This window comes from Falsiroseomonas sp. E2-1-a4 (assembly GCF_051433165.1).
Lineage (GTDB): Bacteria > Pseudomonadota > Alphaproteobacteria > Acetobacterales > Acetobacteraceae > Falsiroseomonas.
The window spans coordinates 1-16243 of the sequence record NZ_JBHMFS010000018.1; the positions used below are offsets into that span (position 1 = coordinate 1).

Sequence of the window (16243 nt, forward strand, 5' to 3'; positions counted from 1 at the left end):
GCAGTCCGCAGTCCCGGCCTGAACCCCAGTCCTTGGTAGAAAGCGTGGACCCAAGGGTCCTTCCGGCCGCTCTGCATCAGCACATGGCAGCATCCGCGCGTCCATGCCCGGTCGAGGGCGGCGGTCACTACGGCTCTGCCATGGCCCTGGCCCTGGAATGCTGGATGCGTAACGACGTTCTCCAAAACGTTGCATCGACCGGCGCGCAACAGGCTTGGAGCCGTCACCAGCATGCAGGTCGCGGCAATCCGGTCGCTCCTGCCTGACACGAAGACCTGGACCCCGGGATGCTGCAGGGTGTCCTGCCGGATGGCCTCCGCTCGCTCCGGCGTCTGCACGGCGGCGCTGACGTCCGAGGCCGCGAACATCTCAGGCAGCGACGAAATGTCCGAGGCACGGGCGAGACGAGCTGGCATTCGCAAACCTCAGCTGTCCACGGAGGCCCCACGTCCCACTATGCCGCGCCCGAGCCAAACGGTCTGCATTAGTTCGAGATCGCCTGCACATAATAGCCCAATCCGATTGTTATGTTGCGGCGCAACCAAAACAGGGACGCCGCGTTGACTGCCATGTACAGGCAATCAACTGAGCAAATATTAAATCAATTTATGAATCCATTTATTTGTGAAACGGATTCTTTCAGTTCAACGCCCCAACCATAATCGACGACAAGGACATGCCCCATGACCCTCCGAAGCCTGATGCAGGCCGGCCCAGCCAAAGCCAACGACCTGTTCGCCAAGCTGTCCGAAACATCGGATGGCGCTGTGAAGACCCGGGAGAAGCTCTTTGCGGAGCTCAAGGCGGAGCTGGAATTCCACACCAGCCTGGAGGAACAGCACCTCTTCCCGGTCCTGCGGCGAAACCCTGAGACCAAGGAGCTGGTCGCCGAAGCCATCCGCGACAACAAGGAGTTGCGCGCCAAAGTGGCAGAGCTCGACGCCACGGCGAAGAACGATCCGGCCTTCGCGGAGCGTCTCTCGGACCTGCAGAAGCTGTTCCGCCAGCATGCGCGTGACGATCGGAAGGAGCTTCTCCCGGCCGTGCAGCGCGCGCTGAGCGAGGAGCAGGTCCAGGGCGTCACGGAAAAGATGGAGGCTGGCATCGCCGAGGCCGAGCAGGCGAAGCAGGACGAGGCCGAAGAGCGTCGGGCCAAGGCCCGGCAGGAGCGCGAGCAGGCCGAGCTCCTTGCCCGCCAGGCCGAACTGCGCGAGCAGGAAGCTGCGAAGGCCGAACGTGACCAGGCTGCCGCCGAGCAGCGCGTGCAGGCGAAGTCACGCCAGATTGCGGACGCGGCGCTGAAGCCGGTTGCGGCGGCGGCAAAGGCCGTCGATCAGGTCGCCCGCCAGACCACTGCCGCATTGGGCGCCGATGCCGGGCGCAAGCAGCCCTCGGCGCTGGCCCTGACCAACATGTTCATGTTCCCTTGGCTTGGCGCCATGCAGGGCGCGGAGCGGAACAGCCCCGTGAAGCCACGCGGCGTGTCCGGCACCGAGGAGGTGATCCCGCTGGGCGAGGAAGTTCTCGAAGTGGGGAAGCGTACCGAGAACCGCGGCACGGTACGCATTCGCCGTTTCGTGGTCGAAACCCCCGTCGAGCGCCAGGTCACGCTGCAGAGCGAGCGGGTCGTGGTCGAGCGCCGTCGGCCGGTGAGCGACGCGGTCACGGGCGAGACGTTGACCGAGTTGACCGTCGAAATCGTCGAGACGGAGGAGCTTCCGACGGTCGAGAAGCGCCTTCGCCTGCGGGAAGAGATCGTGGTGCGGACGGAGCGCACCCAGCGCGTCGAGACGGTCAAGGAGACGCTTCGGCACGACGAGGTGGAGATCCAGCAGCCCAGCCGCAAGCGCGGCAGCCAGCACCTTCGCGCGGTTCCAAGCGAAGACTGATGCGCGTCGGGGCGGCGCCCAGGCGTGCGCCCTGACTATTCCGCTCCGTTCGGCGCCAGCGCCTCGAACACCAGCATGTGGCGACCGCGATAGGCAAAACTGTCGCATTCCCGCATGCCGATATCGGCCAGCACGAGGCGCGAGGCCGTATTGCCTTCCCAGGCGACCGCGATGATGCGGGACAGGCCGCGCCGGAAGCCGAAGGCGAGCGCGGCCCGTGCCGCCTCCCGCGCATAGCCCTTGCCGCGGCAGGCCGGCCACAGCGCGTACCGCAGCGCGACACCGCGGCCATCGGGCCGTTCCATCAGGCCGGTGATACCGAGAAACACCCCGGTTTCGCGCTCATACACCGCCCAGGTGCCATAGCCGCGGACCAGCCAAAACTCCCGGTCATCCTCCAGCTCCTCCCGCGCCCGTTCCGGGGTGCGGGTGCCATGCAGCATCAGGCCAAAGGCGGCATCGTCACCCTTCAGGGCGATGAGGTCCGGCAGGTTTTCCGGCGCGACCGGGCGCAGCGAAAGGCGTGGCGTGGTGACGCCATTGCCTTCCGCCAGACGAGAGACGACCAGCTCCCTACCGGGCCAGCGGGCGGTATTTGATGCGGTGCGGCTGATCCGCCGCGGCGCCGAGTCGACGTCGCTTATCCGCTTCGTAGGCTTCGAAGTTCCCCTCGAACCACTCCACGTGGCTGTCGCCCTCGAAGGCCAGGATGTGGGTCGCCAGGCGGTCGAGGAACCAGCGATCGTGGCTGATCACCACGGCGCAGCCGGCGAATTCCTCCAGCGCATCTTCCAGCGCGCGCAGCGTGTCGATGTCGAGGTCGTTGGTCGGCTCGTCCAGCAGCAGCACGTTGTGCTCCCGCTTCAGCATCTTCGCGAGATGCACCCGGTTCCGCTCACCGCCCGAGAGCACCCCCACCCGCTTCTGCTGGTCGGCGCCCTTGAAGTTGAAGGCGGCGACATAGGCGCGGGACGGAATGGTCCGCTTGCCGATGGTGATCTGGTCCATCCCGTCGGAGATTTCCTGCCAGACGGTGCGCGTGTCATCCAGGCTGTCGCGGGACTGGTCGACATAGCCCAGCTTCACCGTGTCGCCGACCACCAGGCTGCCGCCATCCGGCGTCTCGACGCCGGTGATCATCTTGAACAGCGTGGACTTGCCGGCGCCGTTCGGGCCGATGATGCCGACGATGCCACCCGGCGGCAGCTTGAAGTTCAGATCCTCGATCAGCAGGCGGTTGCCGTAGCCCTTCCGCAGATCCTGCGCCTGGATGACGATATTGCCGAGGCGTGGCGCGGGCGGGATGACGATTTCGGTATCGCCGCTCGCCCGATCCAGGCTCTTCGCCAGCATTTCCTCGTAAGATGCGATACGCGCCTTGGACTTGGCCTGGCGCGCCGCGGGGCTGCGGCCCATCCATTCCTGTTCCTTGGCGAGCTGCCGCTGCCGGGCGCTTTCCTCGCGCTCCTCCTGCTGCAGGCGCTTCCGCTTCTGGTCCAGATAGGCCGAGTAGTTGCCCTGGTAGGGGAAGCCCCGGCCGCGATCGACTTCCAGGATCCAGTTGGTGACGTTGTCCAGGAAGTAGCGGTCGTGGGTGACGATCAGGACGGCGCCCTTGTAGTCCTTCAGCGTCTGCTCCAGCCAGGCCACGGATTCCGCGTCCAGGTGGTTGGTCGGCTCGTCCAGCAGCAGCAGGTCGGGCTTTTCCAGCAGCAGCTTGCACAGCGCCACGCGGCGCTTCTCACCGCCCGAAAGATGGGCCACCGGGCTTTCGAAGGGCGGGCAGCGCAGCGCATCGAGCGCGATCTCGATGCGGCGATCCAGCTCCCAGCCCTCGGCGGCCTCGATCTTTTCCTGCAGATCGGCCTGCTCGGCGAGCAGGTCGTTCATCTGCTCCTCCGTCATCTCCTCGGCGAATTTGTCGGAGATTTCGTTGAAGCGGCGGAGCTGGCCGGTGAGCTCGGCAAACGCCTCCATGACATTCTCGCCGACCGTCTTGGTCTCATCGAGATGCGGCTCCTGCGGCAGGTAGCCGACGCGGGCGCCCTCGGCGGCCCAGGCCTCGCCGCCGAATTCCTTGTCCTGGCCGGCCATGATCTTCATCAGCGTGGATTTGCCGGCGCCGTTCGGGCCGAGCACGCCGATCTTCACATCGGGCAGGAAGGACAGGGTGATGCCCTTGAAGACCTCTCGCCCGCCCGGATAGGACTTGGTGAGGTCTTTCATGACGTAGACATATTGCCAGGCGGGCATGTGCTCGAATTCCGGCGCAGAGGATGAAGCGGCGGGTTCTACCGCGCCGGGGGGGCGGATGCCAACCGCGGCGGGTTTGGGAGGGGCAAGGCAAGGCCGGGGAGAAGGTATTCTCCCCGGACCCCTCATCTATTTTCGGGAATTGGGGGCGGAGCAGATTGATCCGCGCTGCGCGCGGTGCCTCATGCCTCCGGCGGATTTCCGCCTCGCGCGGCAGCGCCGCGCGATTGGCCGCCTTGCGGCCAATTCGGCGGAAATGGGCCCGGAGGGACTCGAACCCCCAACCAAGCCGTTATGAGCGGCCCGCTCTAACCATTGAGCTACAGGCCCATAGCCCGCGCCTGCATGGCAAGCGCCGCGGCTTCACGCAAGCCCGGCGAGCACCTTGGCCGTCGCCCCGCTGATCTCACCCAGCTTGGCGCCCGCCGCCACCCGCCCCTGCGTCGCCAGGCCACGCTCCTGCCGGGCGATCGCGGTACGGGCTTCTTCCTCCGCCTCACCCGGTGGCAGGATCAGCACGCCCGATTCGTCAGCCAGCACCGCATCGCCGGGCATCACCACCACGCCGCCGATGGAAACCGGCACATTCATCCGCCCGCCGAGGTCGTAGATACGCGTGGTGATCGGCGCGAGGCCGCGGCACCAAAGCGGGAAATCACTTCCCTCCACCTCCTCCACATCCGTGCAGGCGCCATCGACGATGCCTGCCTTGGCGCCGGCCGCCTTGGCCGCCACGGTCACGCCGCCTCCCCAGCAGGCGTGGCGGTCATCGCCCAGCCGGTCCACCAGCAGGATGTCACCGGGCCGCAGCAGGCCGAGCGCATGGTGCAGGATGGCCGAATCTGGCCCCGGGCATTGCACCGTCACCGCCGTGCCGGCCACGCGGCGGCGCAGCAGGCCCTGGATTTTCCGGTCCACGAAACCCCAATGGCGCCAATGGCCCACCGTTGCGGTTTCGGTCTGCTCCAGCAGCGCCACCACCTCCGCGCTGATCTGGCCGGGCATGGGTTCGACGACATAGCGAGCGATCATCATTCAATTCCTTCCAACGGCACGGGAAAAGCCGACCAGCCGCTCCACCAGCAGCACAACCGCAAGCGCCACGCCGATCAGCGTCATGGCGAGTGCGGCCACCAGCGGGTCCGTGCGGCTTTCGGCATAGCGAAACATCTCGACCGGCAGGGTGGACAGGCGCGGCCCCACCAGGAACAGGCTGATCACGGTCTCATCGAACGAAACCAGGAAGCACAGCGCCCCCGCCGCGATGGCGCCCGGCGCGGCCAGCGGCAGCGTCACCCGCAGCGCTGCCTGGAAGCGCGTGGCGCCAAGTGTCCAGGCGGCTTCCTCCAGATCCTTCGGCACGCCGCCGAAGGCGGTGGTCATGATGCGCACGGCAAAGGGCACGGCGACCATGGCATGCGCCAGCATCAGCCCCGGCCAGGTGGCTGCCAGCCGCGCCGGCTGCAGGGCCAGCAGCAGCGCCAGGCCCAGCACCAGCGTCGGCAGCAGCAGCGGCGCCACCAGGAAGCCCGCGAGCGCGCCGCGCCCGGGGAATTCCAGCCGCGCGATCGCATAGGCCGCCGGCATACCCACCACCAAAGCAATCACGGCCACCGCCAGCGCCAGCAGCGCCGAATTGCGCAGCGCCGTCATCAACTGCCCATTGTCGATCAGCGCCGCATACCAGCGCAGCGAGAATCCCGGCGGCGGAAAGTTGAGAAAATCCCCCGCCGAGAAGGAAATCACGAAGACCAGCACCGCCGGCGCCAGCAGCAGCGCATAGCCGCAGATGGCGGCGAAGCGAAGGAACCAGCCAGGCTTCATCGCGCCGCCCCGCGCCCCGAGAGCACGCCGCGCAGCACCATCGCCGTGATCAGCGTGCCCAGCAGCAGCATCGCCAGCGCCGCCGCGGCCGGCCAATCCACCGTCTCCAGCGCCAGGTCGAAGATCTCGGTCGCCACCACGAAGACGCGCCCGCCGCCCATCAGCCGCGGCGTGATGAAGGCGGAAACGCCGAGCACGAAGGCCAGTGCGAAGGCCGCCGCCAGCGCCGGCGCGGCGAGTGGCAGCGTCACCCGCAGGAAGGTGCGGCTGCGCGTGGCGCCTAGCGTCGCAGCCGCTTCCTCCAGCCGGGAATCGAGGCGCGACATGCCGGCGATCAGCACCAGGCAGCAATAGGGCATCAGGCTCTCGGTCAGGCCGATCCGCACGCCGGTGAGGTTGTTGATCAGCCGCACCGGATCGCTGGTGATGCCAAGCCCGGTCAGCACCGCGTTGATCATCCCCTGGTCGCCCAATATCGCCATCCAGCCCACCACACGCGCGGTGCCGGAGACCAGCAGCGGCGCCACCGCCATCAGCGCCAGCACACCGCGCCAGCGCGGTGCCGCGCTGCGGATCAGCAGCGTCACCGGCAGGGCCAGCGCCACCGCCGCCGCGGCCGCGCCGGCGGACAGGGTGATGGTGTTCAGCGCCAGGTCCCAGGTGAAGTCGTCGGTGACGATCTTGGCGTAGGTGTCCAGCGTCCAGGCCTGCTCCATCGCGCCCATGTCATTGGTGCGGTTGAAGCTGATGCGGCCGAGCAGCAGCACCGGCCAGACGAAGCCCGCCGCCAGGATCAGTGCCGCCGGCAGGCACAGCAGCAGGCCGATCACGCCGGGAACACCCGCAGGTCGCCGGGCTCCACACCAAGCCGCAGCGCATCCCCCACGCGCAGCGAAGCGGCCGGCGTGCCACCGGGCACTTCCGCCAGCAGCGTGCCGGCGGCGCTGCTGCATTCCAGCGTGATGATGTCGCCCGTATAGGTGCGGCGGGTGACGCGCGCCGGCAGCACATTGGCGGAATCCTCGCCCTCGGCCAGTGGCCGCAGATGATGCGGCCGGATGAAGATCTCGGCGCGGCCGGATTGCGGTGTCTCCGCCGCCTGCAGCGTCGCGCCGCCCGCCCGCAACAACCCGGGCGCCACTACTTCGGCGGCCAGGATGGCGGCGCGGCCGACGAAGGTGGCGACGAACCGGGTGGCGGGGCGTTCGAACACCTCCTCCGGCGCCGCCAGTTGCTCGATGCGGCCCTGGTTCATCACGGCGACCAGGTCGGCCATCGCCAGCGCCTCCGTCTGGTCATGCGTGACGAAGACGGTGGTGGTGCCGAGGCGCTGCTGCACGGCGCGGATTTCATCCCGCACCTCCTCGCGCAGCTTCGCATCGAGTGCCGAGAGCGGCTCGTCCAGCAGCAGCAGGTCCGGCTGTGGCGCCAGGGCACGCGCCAGCGCCACGCGCTGCTGCTGGCCACCCGAGAGTTGCCGCGGCTTGCGCGCGGCGAAGCCCTCCAGCCCCACCAGCGCCAGCGCATCAGCGACGCGCTTCGCCCGATCGGCCCGCGCCACGCCGCGCATCTCCAGCCCGAAAGCCACGTTGCCCGCGGCCGAAAGATGCGGGAACAGCGCGTAGGATTGGAACACCACGCCCATGTTGCGCTTGTGCGGCGGCAGCGCGGTCACGTCCCGCCCCGCCACCTGGATGTGCCCGCCATCCGGCGCTTCCAGCCCGGCAATCATCCGCAAGGTGGTGGTCTTGCCGCAGCCGGAGGGGCCGAGCAGGGCGAGCAATGCGCCCTGCGGCAGATCCAGCGAGATACCGTCCACCGCCGGCGTGGCGGTACCGGGAAAGCGCCGTGTCAGGCGCTCCAGCCGAAGATGCGTCACCGGCTGCTGGCGGCAATCACCTCACGCCGCCAGCGCTGGTTCCAGCCATCGCGCAGGCGCACCATTTCCGACCAGTCGAGCGGGATCACCCGGCTGCGGGATTCCGGTGCCAGCGCGGTACGGGCCAGCGCGGCGGCGGAGGGCTGCGCGCGGGTGTTGGTCGGGCCGTAGAACATGCGCTCGGTGAAGGCCACCTGCGCTTCCGGTGACAGGGCATGCGCGATGAAGGCCAGCGCCTGGGCGCGGTTCTTTGAATTGGCCACCAGGTTGATGGTGTTGATCTGGAACACCGTGCCCTCCGTCGGCAGCGTCACGCCGATGCGGCCCTGCGACTGGTCGCTGTACAGCTGCGCCCGCGCATTCCAGCCGGTGGCGAAGCGCACCTGGTCGTTCAGGATCAGCGTGTAGCCATCCGGATTCGGCGTGAAGGTCTGCACGGCGGGTGCGAGTTCCCGCAGCTTCGGCATGGCCGCGCCGATGTTGCGCCAGTTGCCGCCATCGGCATGCGCCAGGATCGCGGTCAGCGCCAGGCCCTGGATGTTGGGCGGCGCGGACAGCGCGATGCGGCCGCGGTGTTCCGGCGCCCACATGGCGGACAGGCTGGTCGGCGCCGGCGTCACCGCGCGGCTGTCATAGACCATCACCAGATGGTCGTAGGTCACGGCCGGGCCGCATTCGCCGCCGGCCTGGCGGCCCTGTTCGTCCACATCGCCGATTACCGGCAATGTGCTGGCATCGATCTTCTCCACCAGCCCCTCGGCGCAGGCGATGGCGGCGGTGGTGACATCCATGATGACCACGTCGATCTGCGGATCGGCGCGCTGGGCGCGCAGCGTGCCGAGCATCGCCGCACTTGTGCCGCCATCATGGTACTGCACGGCGGTGCCACGCGCCGCGGTGAAGGGCGCCACCACCGTCTGCGTGTAGTTGTCCCGGAAGATGCCGGCATAGGCCTGCAGCGTAATCTGCCCGCCACCCTGGGCAAGTGCCGGAGCGGCGAGGCCAAAAGCGGCGACAGTGGCAAGCAAGATGCGGCGCATGGTGCGGTCCCCGATCCGTGAGGACCGCAGCATGGCAAGGCATCGCCCCGCTTGCCAAGCACCCATGTTGCGGATGCTCAGCCCCGGGGCACTCAGCGGCGGTTCATGAAGCCCACGATCGCCGCGGTGATCGCCGCGCCAATGGCGCCTTTCTTTAGTGTCTGGCTCCGCAGCAGCGGCGCCAGGATCATCGCCTGCGTGGCGGTATCACCCATTTGCCGCAACGCCGCCTGGCGCAGCGCCAGGGCTTCCTCCGCCACGGTGTCGCGCGGCGGCTTGCGGGCGAGCAGGCCGAGTATGGCCGCCAGCACCAGATCGGCGAAGGCGATGATCAGCGCCGACCAGACCGGCCCCTGCGAAGGCACCAGTGCTGCAAAGCCCGCGATGTGCAGCATCACCAGCATCAGCAGCGCGAAGATCGCCGCCACGGCGCCGAAGCCCGCCTGGATGGCGTAGCCTCGGCCGCTGCGGCGCAGGTACAGCCCTTCCGCCTGCCAGGCGGCACGGGCCAGGCTCAGCAGGCGCATGGTCCTGCCCGCCGCTTACTTGCGGTCCGGGTAGACGTAGGTGCGGTTGCCCATCAGCCGGCCGATGACATAGCCGCTGAAGGCGGCGGCGGCGACGAACAGCAGCGGCTGGGCGCGCACGGTGTCGGACAGGGCGGTGGCGTTGTCCTCGATGCTGTGGCGGGCGCGGCGGGTGTAGTCTTCCACCGTCTCCGCGGCGTGGCCGAGCGCCGGCGTCACGCGCTCTTCCATCAGGCGCTCAACCTGGTTCCGCAGGCGGGCCAGCTCGTCGCGCGCATCGTCGGCCAGGCGGCCACCGGCGGCCGAAGCTTCGTCGCGGATGTTCTTCATGTCGTTGCCGAGCTGAGACATGTTCATTTTCCTTTCGGGACCATTGGTGGCTGACGAACGCACCGTATCCGATTTGGTTCCTACCGCCCCGCATGTCTTCACCGCAATGCGGTATGCCACTTCCGCCGTGCTCCCGGCACGGGCTAACAATGCGGTGGACGACAAAGGGGCGGGCGATGCGCGGGCGGCGGGACTGGCTGGCGGCAACGGGCGTTTCGCCACTGGCGGCGGCACTCGGCCTTTCGCCGCTGACCGCAGCCCGGCCCGGTCAGGCCCAGGGTCTGCGCGACCTCACCGTCGTGTCCTGGGGCGGTGCCTATCAGGACGCGCAGCGGGACGTGTTGTTCCGCCCCTGGATGACCGCGCGCGGCGCGCGGATGCTGGAGGAGAACTGGGATGGCGGCATGGATGTGCTGCGCACCCGCATGCGCGACGGCGGCACCAATTGGGACCTGGTGCAGGTCGAAGGCGACCAGCTGCTGATCGGCTGCCGCGAGGAATTGTTCGAGCCGATGGACTGGGACGCCATCGGCGGCCGCGACGCCTACCTGCCGGAGGCGGTGCATTCCTGCGGCGTTGGCGCCGCCCATTATGCCTTCGTCCTGGCCTGGGACCGCGCGCGGCACCCCGTGGCGCCGACGGGTTGGGCCGATCTGTTCGATCTGGCGCGCTTTCCCGGAAAGCGAGCCTTGCGGCGCGGCCCCAAGACCACGCTGGAAATCGCCCTGATGGCGGATGGCGTGCCGGTGGCGGAGGTCTATGCCCGCCTCGCGACCCCGCGCGGCCAGGACCGGGCCTTCCGCAAGCTGGACAGCATCCGCGCCGAGATCGCCTGGTGGGACCGCGGATCGCAACCGCCGCTGTGGCTGGCGAATGGGGAGGTCGCGCTGGCCTGCGCCTATAATGGCCGGATCAGCGCGGCCAATCTGCGCGACGGGCGGGATTTCGGCATCATCTGGCAGCAGAACCTGGCCGGCATGGGAAGCTGGGTGATCATGCGCGGCAGCCCGAACAAGGCGCAGGCGCTGGATTTTCTCAACTTTGCCGGGCGGGCGGAGGCGCAGGCGCGGCTGGCGCGCATCATCCCCTATGGCGTCACGGCCGCCGGCGCCGCGGCGCTGCTGACGGCGCCGGTGCTGGCACAACTGCCCACCGCGCCCGCCCAGGCCGCGGCGGCGCTGCGGCTGGACGAGGCGTTCTGGCAGCGCAATCTGGATGCGCTGACCCGGCGCTTCCGCGCCTGGCTGCGCGCCTAAAGAAACCCCACCGGGTCCACATCCACCTGCACCCGGACGGAGTTCGGCAGCCTCACCCGTTCCAGCCAGTCCCGCAGCAGCGGCTGCACCTGCACATCCTTCCGCGCCTTCAGCAGCAGCCGACGCCGGTGCCGGCCGCGCAGCAGGGCCAGCGGGGCGGGGGCCGGGCCGAGCACCTCCACCCCCTCCCCCCTCGGTGCCGCCAGGCCGAGGTCGCGGGCGGCGCGATCGGCCTCCCGCTCATCCTCCGAGCTGACGATCAAGGCTGCCAGCCGGCCGAAGGGCGGCCAGTGGCCGGGGCGGCGCCCTTCGGCCTCGGCGCTCATGAAGGCCTCGAAATCATGGGAGACCAGGGCCTGCATCACCGGGTGGTCTGGGTTGAAGGTCTGCATCAGCACCCGCCCCGGCGCCTCCGCCCGCCCGGCGCGGCCGGCGACCTGGTGCAGCAATTGCAGCGTGCGCTCCGCCGCCCGCAGATCGCCACCGGCCAGGCCGAGATCCGCATCGACCACGCCCACCAGCGTCAGGCCCGGAAAATGCCAGCCCTTGGCGACGATCTGCGTGCCGATGATCAGATCCACCTGCCGGTCCGAGATCGCCGCCGCCGCCGCCGCGGCCGCCGCCGGGCCGGGGATGGTATCGCTGGCCATGACGATGCGGCGGGCATCGGGGAACAGCGCGGTGGCTTCCTCCACCACCCGTTCCACCCCTGGCCCCACGGGGGTCAGCGTGCCGGGCGCGTTGCATTCGGGGCAGGTGGGCGGGATTGGCTCGGCATGGCCGCAATGGTGGCATTGCAGGCGCTTCTGGGCGCGGTGTTCCACCAGCCAGGCGGTGCAGTTCGGGCAGCGCATCCGATGGCCGCAGGCGCGGCATAGCGTGAGCGGCGCATAGCCGCGGCGGTTGAGGAACAGCATCGCCTGTTCGCCGCGCGCCAAAGTTTCGCGAATGGCCTCCACCAGGACCGGCGACAGGAAGCGGCCGCGTTCAGGTGGCGATTTCCGCAAATCCAGCGCCTCCACCCTCGCCATGCCCGCCGCGCCATGCCGCTCCGGCAGGTCGAGGTGCCGGTAGCGGCCGGATTCCACGTTGTTCAGCGTCTCCAGCGAGGGCGTGGCGGAGACCAGCACGCAGGTCGCCTGCGCCAGCCGGGCACGGACCACCGCCATGTCGCGGGCATGATAGACCACGCCCTCCTCCTGCTTGAAGGCGGTCTCATGCTCTTCATCCACCACGATCAGGCCGAGATCGGGGAAGGGCAGGAACAGGGCGGAACGGGCGCCGACAAGGACGGAAACCTCCCCCTCCGCCACCGCGCGCCAGGTCTTGGCGCGGGTCCTGGTGCCGAGCTCGGAATGCCACAGCGCGGGGTCCACGCCGAAGCGCTTCCGGAACCGCTCCAGCCATTGGGCGGACAGCGCGATCTCCGGCAGCAATACCAGAGCCTGCCGACCTTCCCGCAGGCATTCGGCCACCGCGTCCAGATAGACTTCGGTCTTGCCGGAGCCGGTGACGCCGGTCAGCAGCGTCACGCCGAAATCCCGCGCCGCGACCTGCGCCCGCAGCGCCGCCGCCGCGCTGTCCTGCTCCGGCCCAAGCACCGGGCCGGGCAAGGCGAGGTCCGGCGGGGTGAAGGCGCGGCCCGGCGGCAACAGGGCGGGCACCAGCAGCCCGGCATCGGCCAGCCCCCGCACCACGGCGGGCGAGACCCCGGCGGCGGCGGCCAGTTCCGACCCGGCCATCACTTGACCCGGCCGCAAGGCGGCCAGCACGCGGGCACGGCCGGGGGTGACGCGCGCGGGGGGCTCCGCATTGGCCAATTGCCAGCCGGCGCGAGCGGGTGGCGGTTCCAGCGCCGCCGGTGCGCTCATCGCCATGCGCAGCACGGCGCCGGGGGGGCTGAGCGTGTAGGCGGCGACCCAGGTGACGAAGCGGCGCAGCGTTTCCGTCATCGGCGGCGCATCGAGCAGCCCGGCGACATCGCGCAGCTTCGCCTCCGGCAGGTCGGGGTCGGCCGCGCCATCCCAGGCCACGCCCAACACCTGCCGCCCGCCCAGCGGCACCACCACGAAATCACCCGGCTGCACCGCCAGCCCGGCCGGAATCCGGTAATCATAGGCCCCGGCTGCCAAAGGAAGAGGCAGCAGCACACGGATTCGTGGCATGGAAGACACGCTTGCCGGTTGGTTCGGCTGCGATGCCTTCCACGGGGGGGCCTGCATGCTATAAACTCCCAGTCGAACGAAAGCGAAACAAAGTCACATTCGCCGCAGCTTTCCCGGCCAGGACCGGAATGCCGGCATCAAGGGAATCGACCTTCATGAAGTTCTTCGTGGATACCGCTGATGTCGCCGAGATCCGGGCGCTGGCGGAATCCGGCCTGGTTGATGGCGTCACGACCAATCCCAGCCTGATCGCCAAATCCGGGCGCAAGATGTCCGAGGTCATCGCCGAGATCTGCGCCATCACTGACGGGCCGGTCAGCGCGGAGGTCACCGCCACCGATTTCGCCGGCATGCTGGCGGAGGGCAAGTACCTGCGCGACATCGCCGGCAATGTCGCGGTCAAGGTGCCGCTGACGGAAGCCGGGCTGCGGACCTGCCGGGCGCTGTCGCAGGAAGGCACGCCGGTCAATGTCACCCTCTGCTTCTCCGCCGCCCAAGCCCTGCTCGCGGCGAAGGCGGGCGCTGCCTTCATCTCGCCCTTCGTCGGCCGGCTGGACGACATCGCGCATGACGGCATGACGCTGATTGGTGACATCGTCCAGATCTACCGCAACTACCCGGGCATCAAGACGGAAGTGCTGGTCGCCTCCGTCCGCCACCCGATCCATCTGGTGCAATCCGCCAAGCTCGGCGCCCATGTGGCGACCCTGCCGCCGGCGGTGATCCGCCAGTTGCTGAAGCACCCGCTGACCGATAGCGGGCTGTCCGCCTTCCTCGCCGATTGGGCCAAAACGGGGCAAAGCATCCTGTGAGCCAGCACGCCACGACCATCCTCGACCCAGGAGACGATCCGATGGCCGAGGAGGTCGCGGCGTATCTGCGCGACCACCCCGATTTCCTGACCAGGCGGCCGGAGCTTTACCGCACCCTGGCGCCGCCGCGCCGCGTGCATGGCGAAAACATGGCAGACCACATGGCCGCCATGGTCGCCGCCGAACGCAGCCGCACCCGCGGGCTGGAGGCGGAGGTGCAGGCCGCCGTCGCCAGCGGCCGCGCCGGCGCCACGCTGGTGATGTGCGTGCGGCTGGCGGTGCTGGCCCTCATGCGGTCCCGCGATGTGATGGAGACGGTGACCCAGGAACTGCCCGCCCTGCTGCGGGTGGAAAGCTGCACCCTGCTGAACGAACCCACCACACATGCGTCCGGGCGCCAAGCCGAAGCGACCTTCGCTTTCCGCCGCGCCGGCTTCCTGCCGATGCCGCCCGGCAGCCTGGTCCGCCTGGTCGGCCGCGGCCGGGATGCCCGGGTGCGGACCGAGGTGACGGAGGCCGCCATGCTGCATGCCGAGGCGGCGGAATTGGTGACGCGGGACGCGTTGGTGCGCGTGCCTCTGGCCTGCGGCACGCCCTGCCTGCTGGCGCTTGGCGCGCGCGATGCGGCATCCCTGCCGACGCGGCAGACGACGACGACGCTGGCCTTTCTCGGCCGCATCGTGGCGGCGGCGCTCTCCCGCTGAAATGACGGGCGCCGAAGCCCTGGCAGGTTGGCTGGCGGCCCTGGCGGAGGAACGCCGCGCCAGCCCGCATACGGTGGAGGCCTATGCCGCCGACCTGTCCCTGTTCCTCGGCTTCCTGACCCGCCATCTGGGGGAGGAGCCGGATGTGGCCGCCCTCGGCGCGCTGCGGCCCACCGATCTGCGCGCCTTCCTGGCGGAGCGCGCGGCGCAGGGGGATGGCAACACCACCCGCGCCCGGCGCCTCGCCGCGCTGCGCAGCTTCCTGCGGCATCTGGCGCGCCGCCACGGCCAGCCCACCACCGCGCTGGCCGGCCTGCGTGGCCCGCGCGCCGCCAGGCCCGTGCCGCGCGCCCTGACGGCGGCCGATGCGCGGGAAGCCGTGACCGGCATCGGCGCGGTGCATGACCCGGACCGGGCGATGCACCCCCGGATGCAGGCAGCGCGGGACGTGGCGCTGTTCACGCTGCTGTATGGCTGCGGCTTGCGGATTGCGGAGGCGCTGGCGCTGGATGTGGCCGACGCCCCCCGCCCCGGCGCCACGGGCGCGCTGCGCGTGACCGGCAAGGGCAACAAGCAGCGACTGGTGCCGGTGCTGCCGGCGGTGCGCACCGCGATGGGCGAATGGCTGGCGGAACACCCGGACCCGCGGCCGGATGCGCCGCTGTTCCTCGGCGCACGCGGGGCGCGGCTGGACCCGGCGGTGGCGCAGCGGTCGCTCCGCAACTGGCGCCGCCTCGCCGGGCTGCCGGAACATGCGACGCCGCATGCCCTGCGGCATTCCTTCGCCACCCATCTGCTGGGTGGCGGGGCGGATCTGCGGGCGATCCAGGAATTGCTGGGCCATGCCAGCCTGTCCACGACGCAGCGCTACACCAGCGTGGATGCCAGGGCGCTGCTGGAGACCTGGCGCGCCGCGCATCCAAGGGCGGATTGATTACCCGGCGCGCGGGGCCTGCAGGGCCTGCGCGCGCTGCAGATGCTGGCGGATCGCCGGCAGCTTCGCCTGGGCAAAGGTCTTCAGCGCCGTCACTTCGCCATTCTGGGCATAGGATTCGTAGAGCGTCGCCAGTTCCTGCTGCGCCTCGACCTGCATCTGCACATACCAGCGGTTCAGCTCGTCGCCCTCATGGTTCCGCAGGCTGGCCAGCTTGGCCTGCATCCGGTCATCGCCGCTGGAGGGCTGGCGGGTGGAGGCTTCGGGCAGAGCCAGCAGTTCGGCGGCTTTCGCCGTGTGGGCGCTGACCAGGTCCTCGGCCAACTGGCGGATCTGCGGATGCGTGCTGCGCTCCAGCAGGATCTGGCTGGACTGGATCGCGAAGTTGTTGCCGATGATCGAACGCTCGACGAAGGTATTGGCGCCGACGCCCGTGCCGCTCAGCAGGTCCAGCACCGTGGTCGGACGATCCTGCGCCATCAGTGGCAGGGCAGGCAGCAGCATGGCGCCGGCAAGGAAAAGGCTGCGTCGGTTCATCACGGTGGTCTCCTGGATACATGTCGCTCGTATCCAGCAAACGTCACCGGGGTTGCCGGGTTGCCCGGGCCAGGCCGGATTGACGCCGATGCG

General features: G+C 69.4%; 17 protein-coding genes and 1 tRNA gene. 5 read left to right on the forward strand and 13 right to left on the reverse strand.

Annotation, left to right across the window (positions count from 1 at the left end; all coding sequences use genetic code 11):
* Nucleotides 1-416: GNAT family N-acetyltransferase (locus tag ACFHNC_RS18425; RefSeq protein WP_437170704.1), on the reverse strand; the 416-nt coding region annotated here is incomplete at its 3' end.
* A 267-nt stretch (nt 417-683) separates the two neighbouring features.
* On the opposite strand from ACFHNC_RS18425, the gene ACFHNC_RS18430 reads away from it, so the two are divergent.
* Nucleotides 684-1889, forward strand: coding sequence for a DUF2382 domain-containing protein (locus ACFHNC_RS18430; RefSeq protein ID WP_437170705.1), 1206 nt, complete (start codon nt 684-686; stop codon nt 1887-1889).
* Between the two features lie 35 nt (nt 1890-1924).
* Here ACFHNC_RS18430 and ACFHNC_RS18435 read toward each other — a convergent pair whose 3' ends face one another.
* The 10 genes from ACFHNC_RS18435 to ACFHNC_RS18480 all read right to left on the reverse strand — a co-directional run bounded on the left by ACFHNC_RS18435 (nt 1925) and on the right by ACFHNC_RS18480 (nt 9763).
* Nucleotides 1925-2533 (reverse strand): GNAT family N-acetyltransferase, encoded by a 609-nt coding sequence (locus ACFHNC_RS18435; RefSeq protein ID WP_437170796.1) that lies wholly within the window; start codon nt 2531-2533, stop codon nt 1925-1927.
* Complete coding sequence (ettA, locus tag ACFHNC_RS18440; protein ID WP_437170706.1) at nt 2463-4142, reverse strand: energy-dependent translational throttle protein EttA; 1680 nt, start codon at nt 4140-4142, stop codon at nt 2463-2465. The genes ACFHNC_RS18435 and ettA overlap by 71 nt, the downstream gene beginning before the upstream one ends.
* Before the next feature lie 257 nt (nt 4143-4399).
* Nucleotides 4400-4472, reverse strand: a tRNA-Ile gene (locus ACFHNC_RS18445).
* 33 nt (nt 4473-4505) lie between these two features.
* Nucleotides 4506-5177: an RraA family protein gene (locus tag ACFHNC_RS18450; protein ID WP_437170707.1), complete on the reverse strand. Its 672-nt coding sequence runs from the start codon at nt 5175-5177 to the stop codon at nt 4506-4508.
* Nucleotides 5178-5966, reverse strand: coding sequence for an ABC transporter permease (locus ACFHNC_RS18455; protein WP_437170708.1), 789 nt, complete (start codon nt 5964-5966; stop codon nt 5178-5180).
* Entirely contained in the window at nt 5963-6796 is an 834-nt protein-coding gene (locus ACFHNC_RS18460) for an ABC transporter permease (protein WP_437170709.1), read from the reverse strand. Before ACFHNC_RS18460 ends, ACFHNC_RS18455 begins: the two co-directional genes overlap by 4 nt.
* Complete coding sequence (locus tag ACFHNC_RS18465; RefSeq protein ID WP_437170710.1) at nt 6793-7845, reverse strand: ABC transporter ATP-binding protein; 1053 nt, start codon at nt 7843-7845, stop codon at nt 6793-6795. The genes ACFHNC_RS18460 and ACFHNC_RS18465 overlap by 4 nt, the downstream gene beginning before the upstream one ends.
* Entirely contained in the window at nt 7842-8885 is a 1044-nt protein-coding gene (locus tag ACFHNC_RS18470) for an ABC transporter substrate-binding protein (protein ID WP_437170711.1), read from the reverse strand. Before ACFHNC_RS18470 ends, ACFHNC_RS18465 begins: the two co-directional genes overlap by 4 nt.
* A 92-nt stretch (nt 8886-8977) precedes the next feature.
* Complete coding sequence (locus ACFHNC_RS18475) at nt 8978-9412, reverse strand: phage holin family protein (RefSeq protein WP_437170712.1); 435 nt, start codon at nt 9410-9412, stop codon at nt 8978-8980.
* A gap of 15 nt (nt 9413-9427) precedes the next feature.
* Nucleotides 9428-9763: a hypothetical protein gene (locus ACFHNC_RS18480; protein WP_437170713.1), complete on the reverse strand. Its 336-nt coding sequence runs from the start codon at nt 9761-9763 to the stop codon at nt 9428-9430.
* Nucleotides 9764-9891: 128 nt separating this feature from the next.
* Here ACFHNC_RS18480 and ACFHNC_RS18485 point away from each other — a divergent pair, with 128 nt between their 5' ends.
* On the forward strand, nt 9892-10998 hold the full coding sequence (locus tag ACFHNC_RS18485) for an ABC transporter substrate-binding protein (RefSeq protein WP_437170714.1): 1107 nt from the start codon (nt 9892-9894) through the stop codon (nt 10996-10998).
* Here the strand turns inward: ACFHNC_RS18485 and ACFHNC_RS18490 are convergent.
* Nucleotides 10995-13163: a primosomal protein N' gene (locus tag ACFHNC_RS18490; protein ID WP_437170715.1), complete on the reverse strand. Its 2169-nt coding sequence runs from the start codon at nt 13161-13163 to the stop codon at nt 10995-10997. The genes ACFHNC_RS18485 and ACFHNC_RS18490 overlap by 4 nt on opposite strands.
* A 155-nt stretch (nt 13164-13318) precedes the next feature.
* Here ACFHNC_RS18490 and fsa point away from each other — a divergent pair, with 155 nt between their 5' ends.
* The 3 genes from fsa to ACFHNC_RS18505 are packed head-to-tail and all read left to right on the forward strand — an operon-like array spanning nt 13319 to nt 15613.
* Complete coding sequence (gene fsa / locus ACFHNC_RS18495) at nt 13319-13975, forward strand: fructose-6-phosphate aldolase (RefSeq protein WP_437170716.1); 657 nt, start codon at nt 13319-13321, stop codon at nt 13973-13975.
* A gap of 41 nt (nt 13976-14016) precedes the next feature.
* The gene (locus ACFHNC_RS18500) at nt 14017-14679 is read left to right on the forward strand and encodes a DUF484 family protein (RefSeq protein WP_437170717.1); all 663 of its coding nucleotides are present in this window, start codon (nt 14017-14019) and stop codon (nt 14677-14679) included.
* Between the two features lies 1 nt (nt 14680).
* Nucleotides 14681-15613, forward strand: a complete 933-nt coding sequence (locus ACFHNC_RS18505) for a tyrosine recombinase XerC (RefSeq protein WP_437170718.1) — start codon at nt 14681-14683, stop codon at nt 15611-15613.
* Here ACFHNC_RS18505 and ACFHNC_RS18510 read toward each other — a convergent pair whose 3' ends face one another.
* Nucleotides 15614-16150 carry a DUF4142 domain-containing protein gene (locus ACFHNC_RS18510; RefSeq protein WP_437170719.1) on the reverse strand — a complete coding sequence of 179 codons (537 nt, stop codon included), beginning with the start codon at nt 16148-16150 and terminating at the stop codon, nt 15614-15616.
* Nucleotides 16151-16243 lie beyond the last annotated feature (93 nt).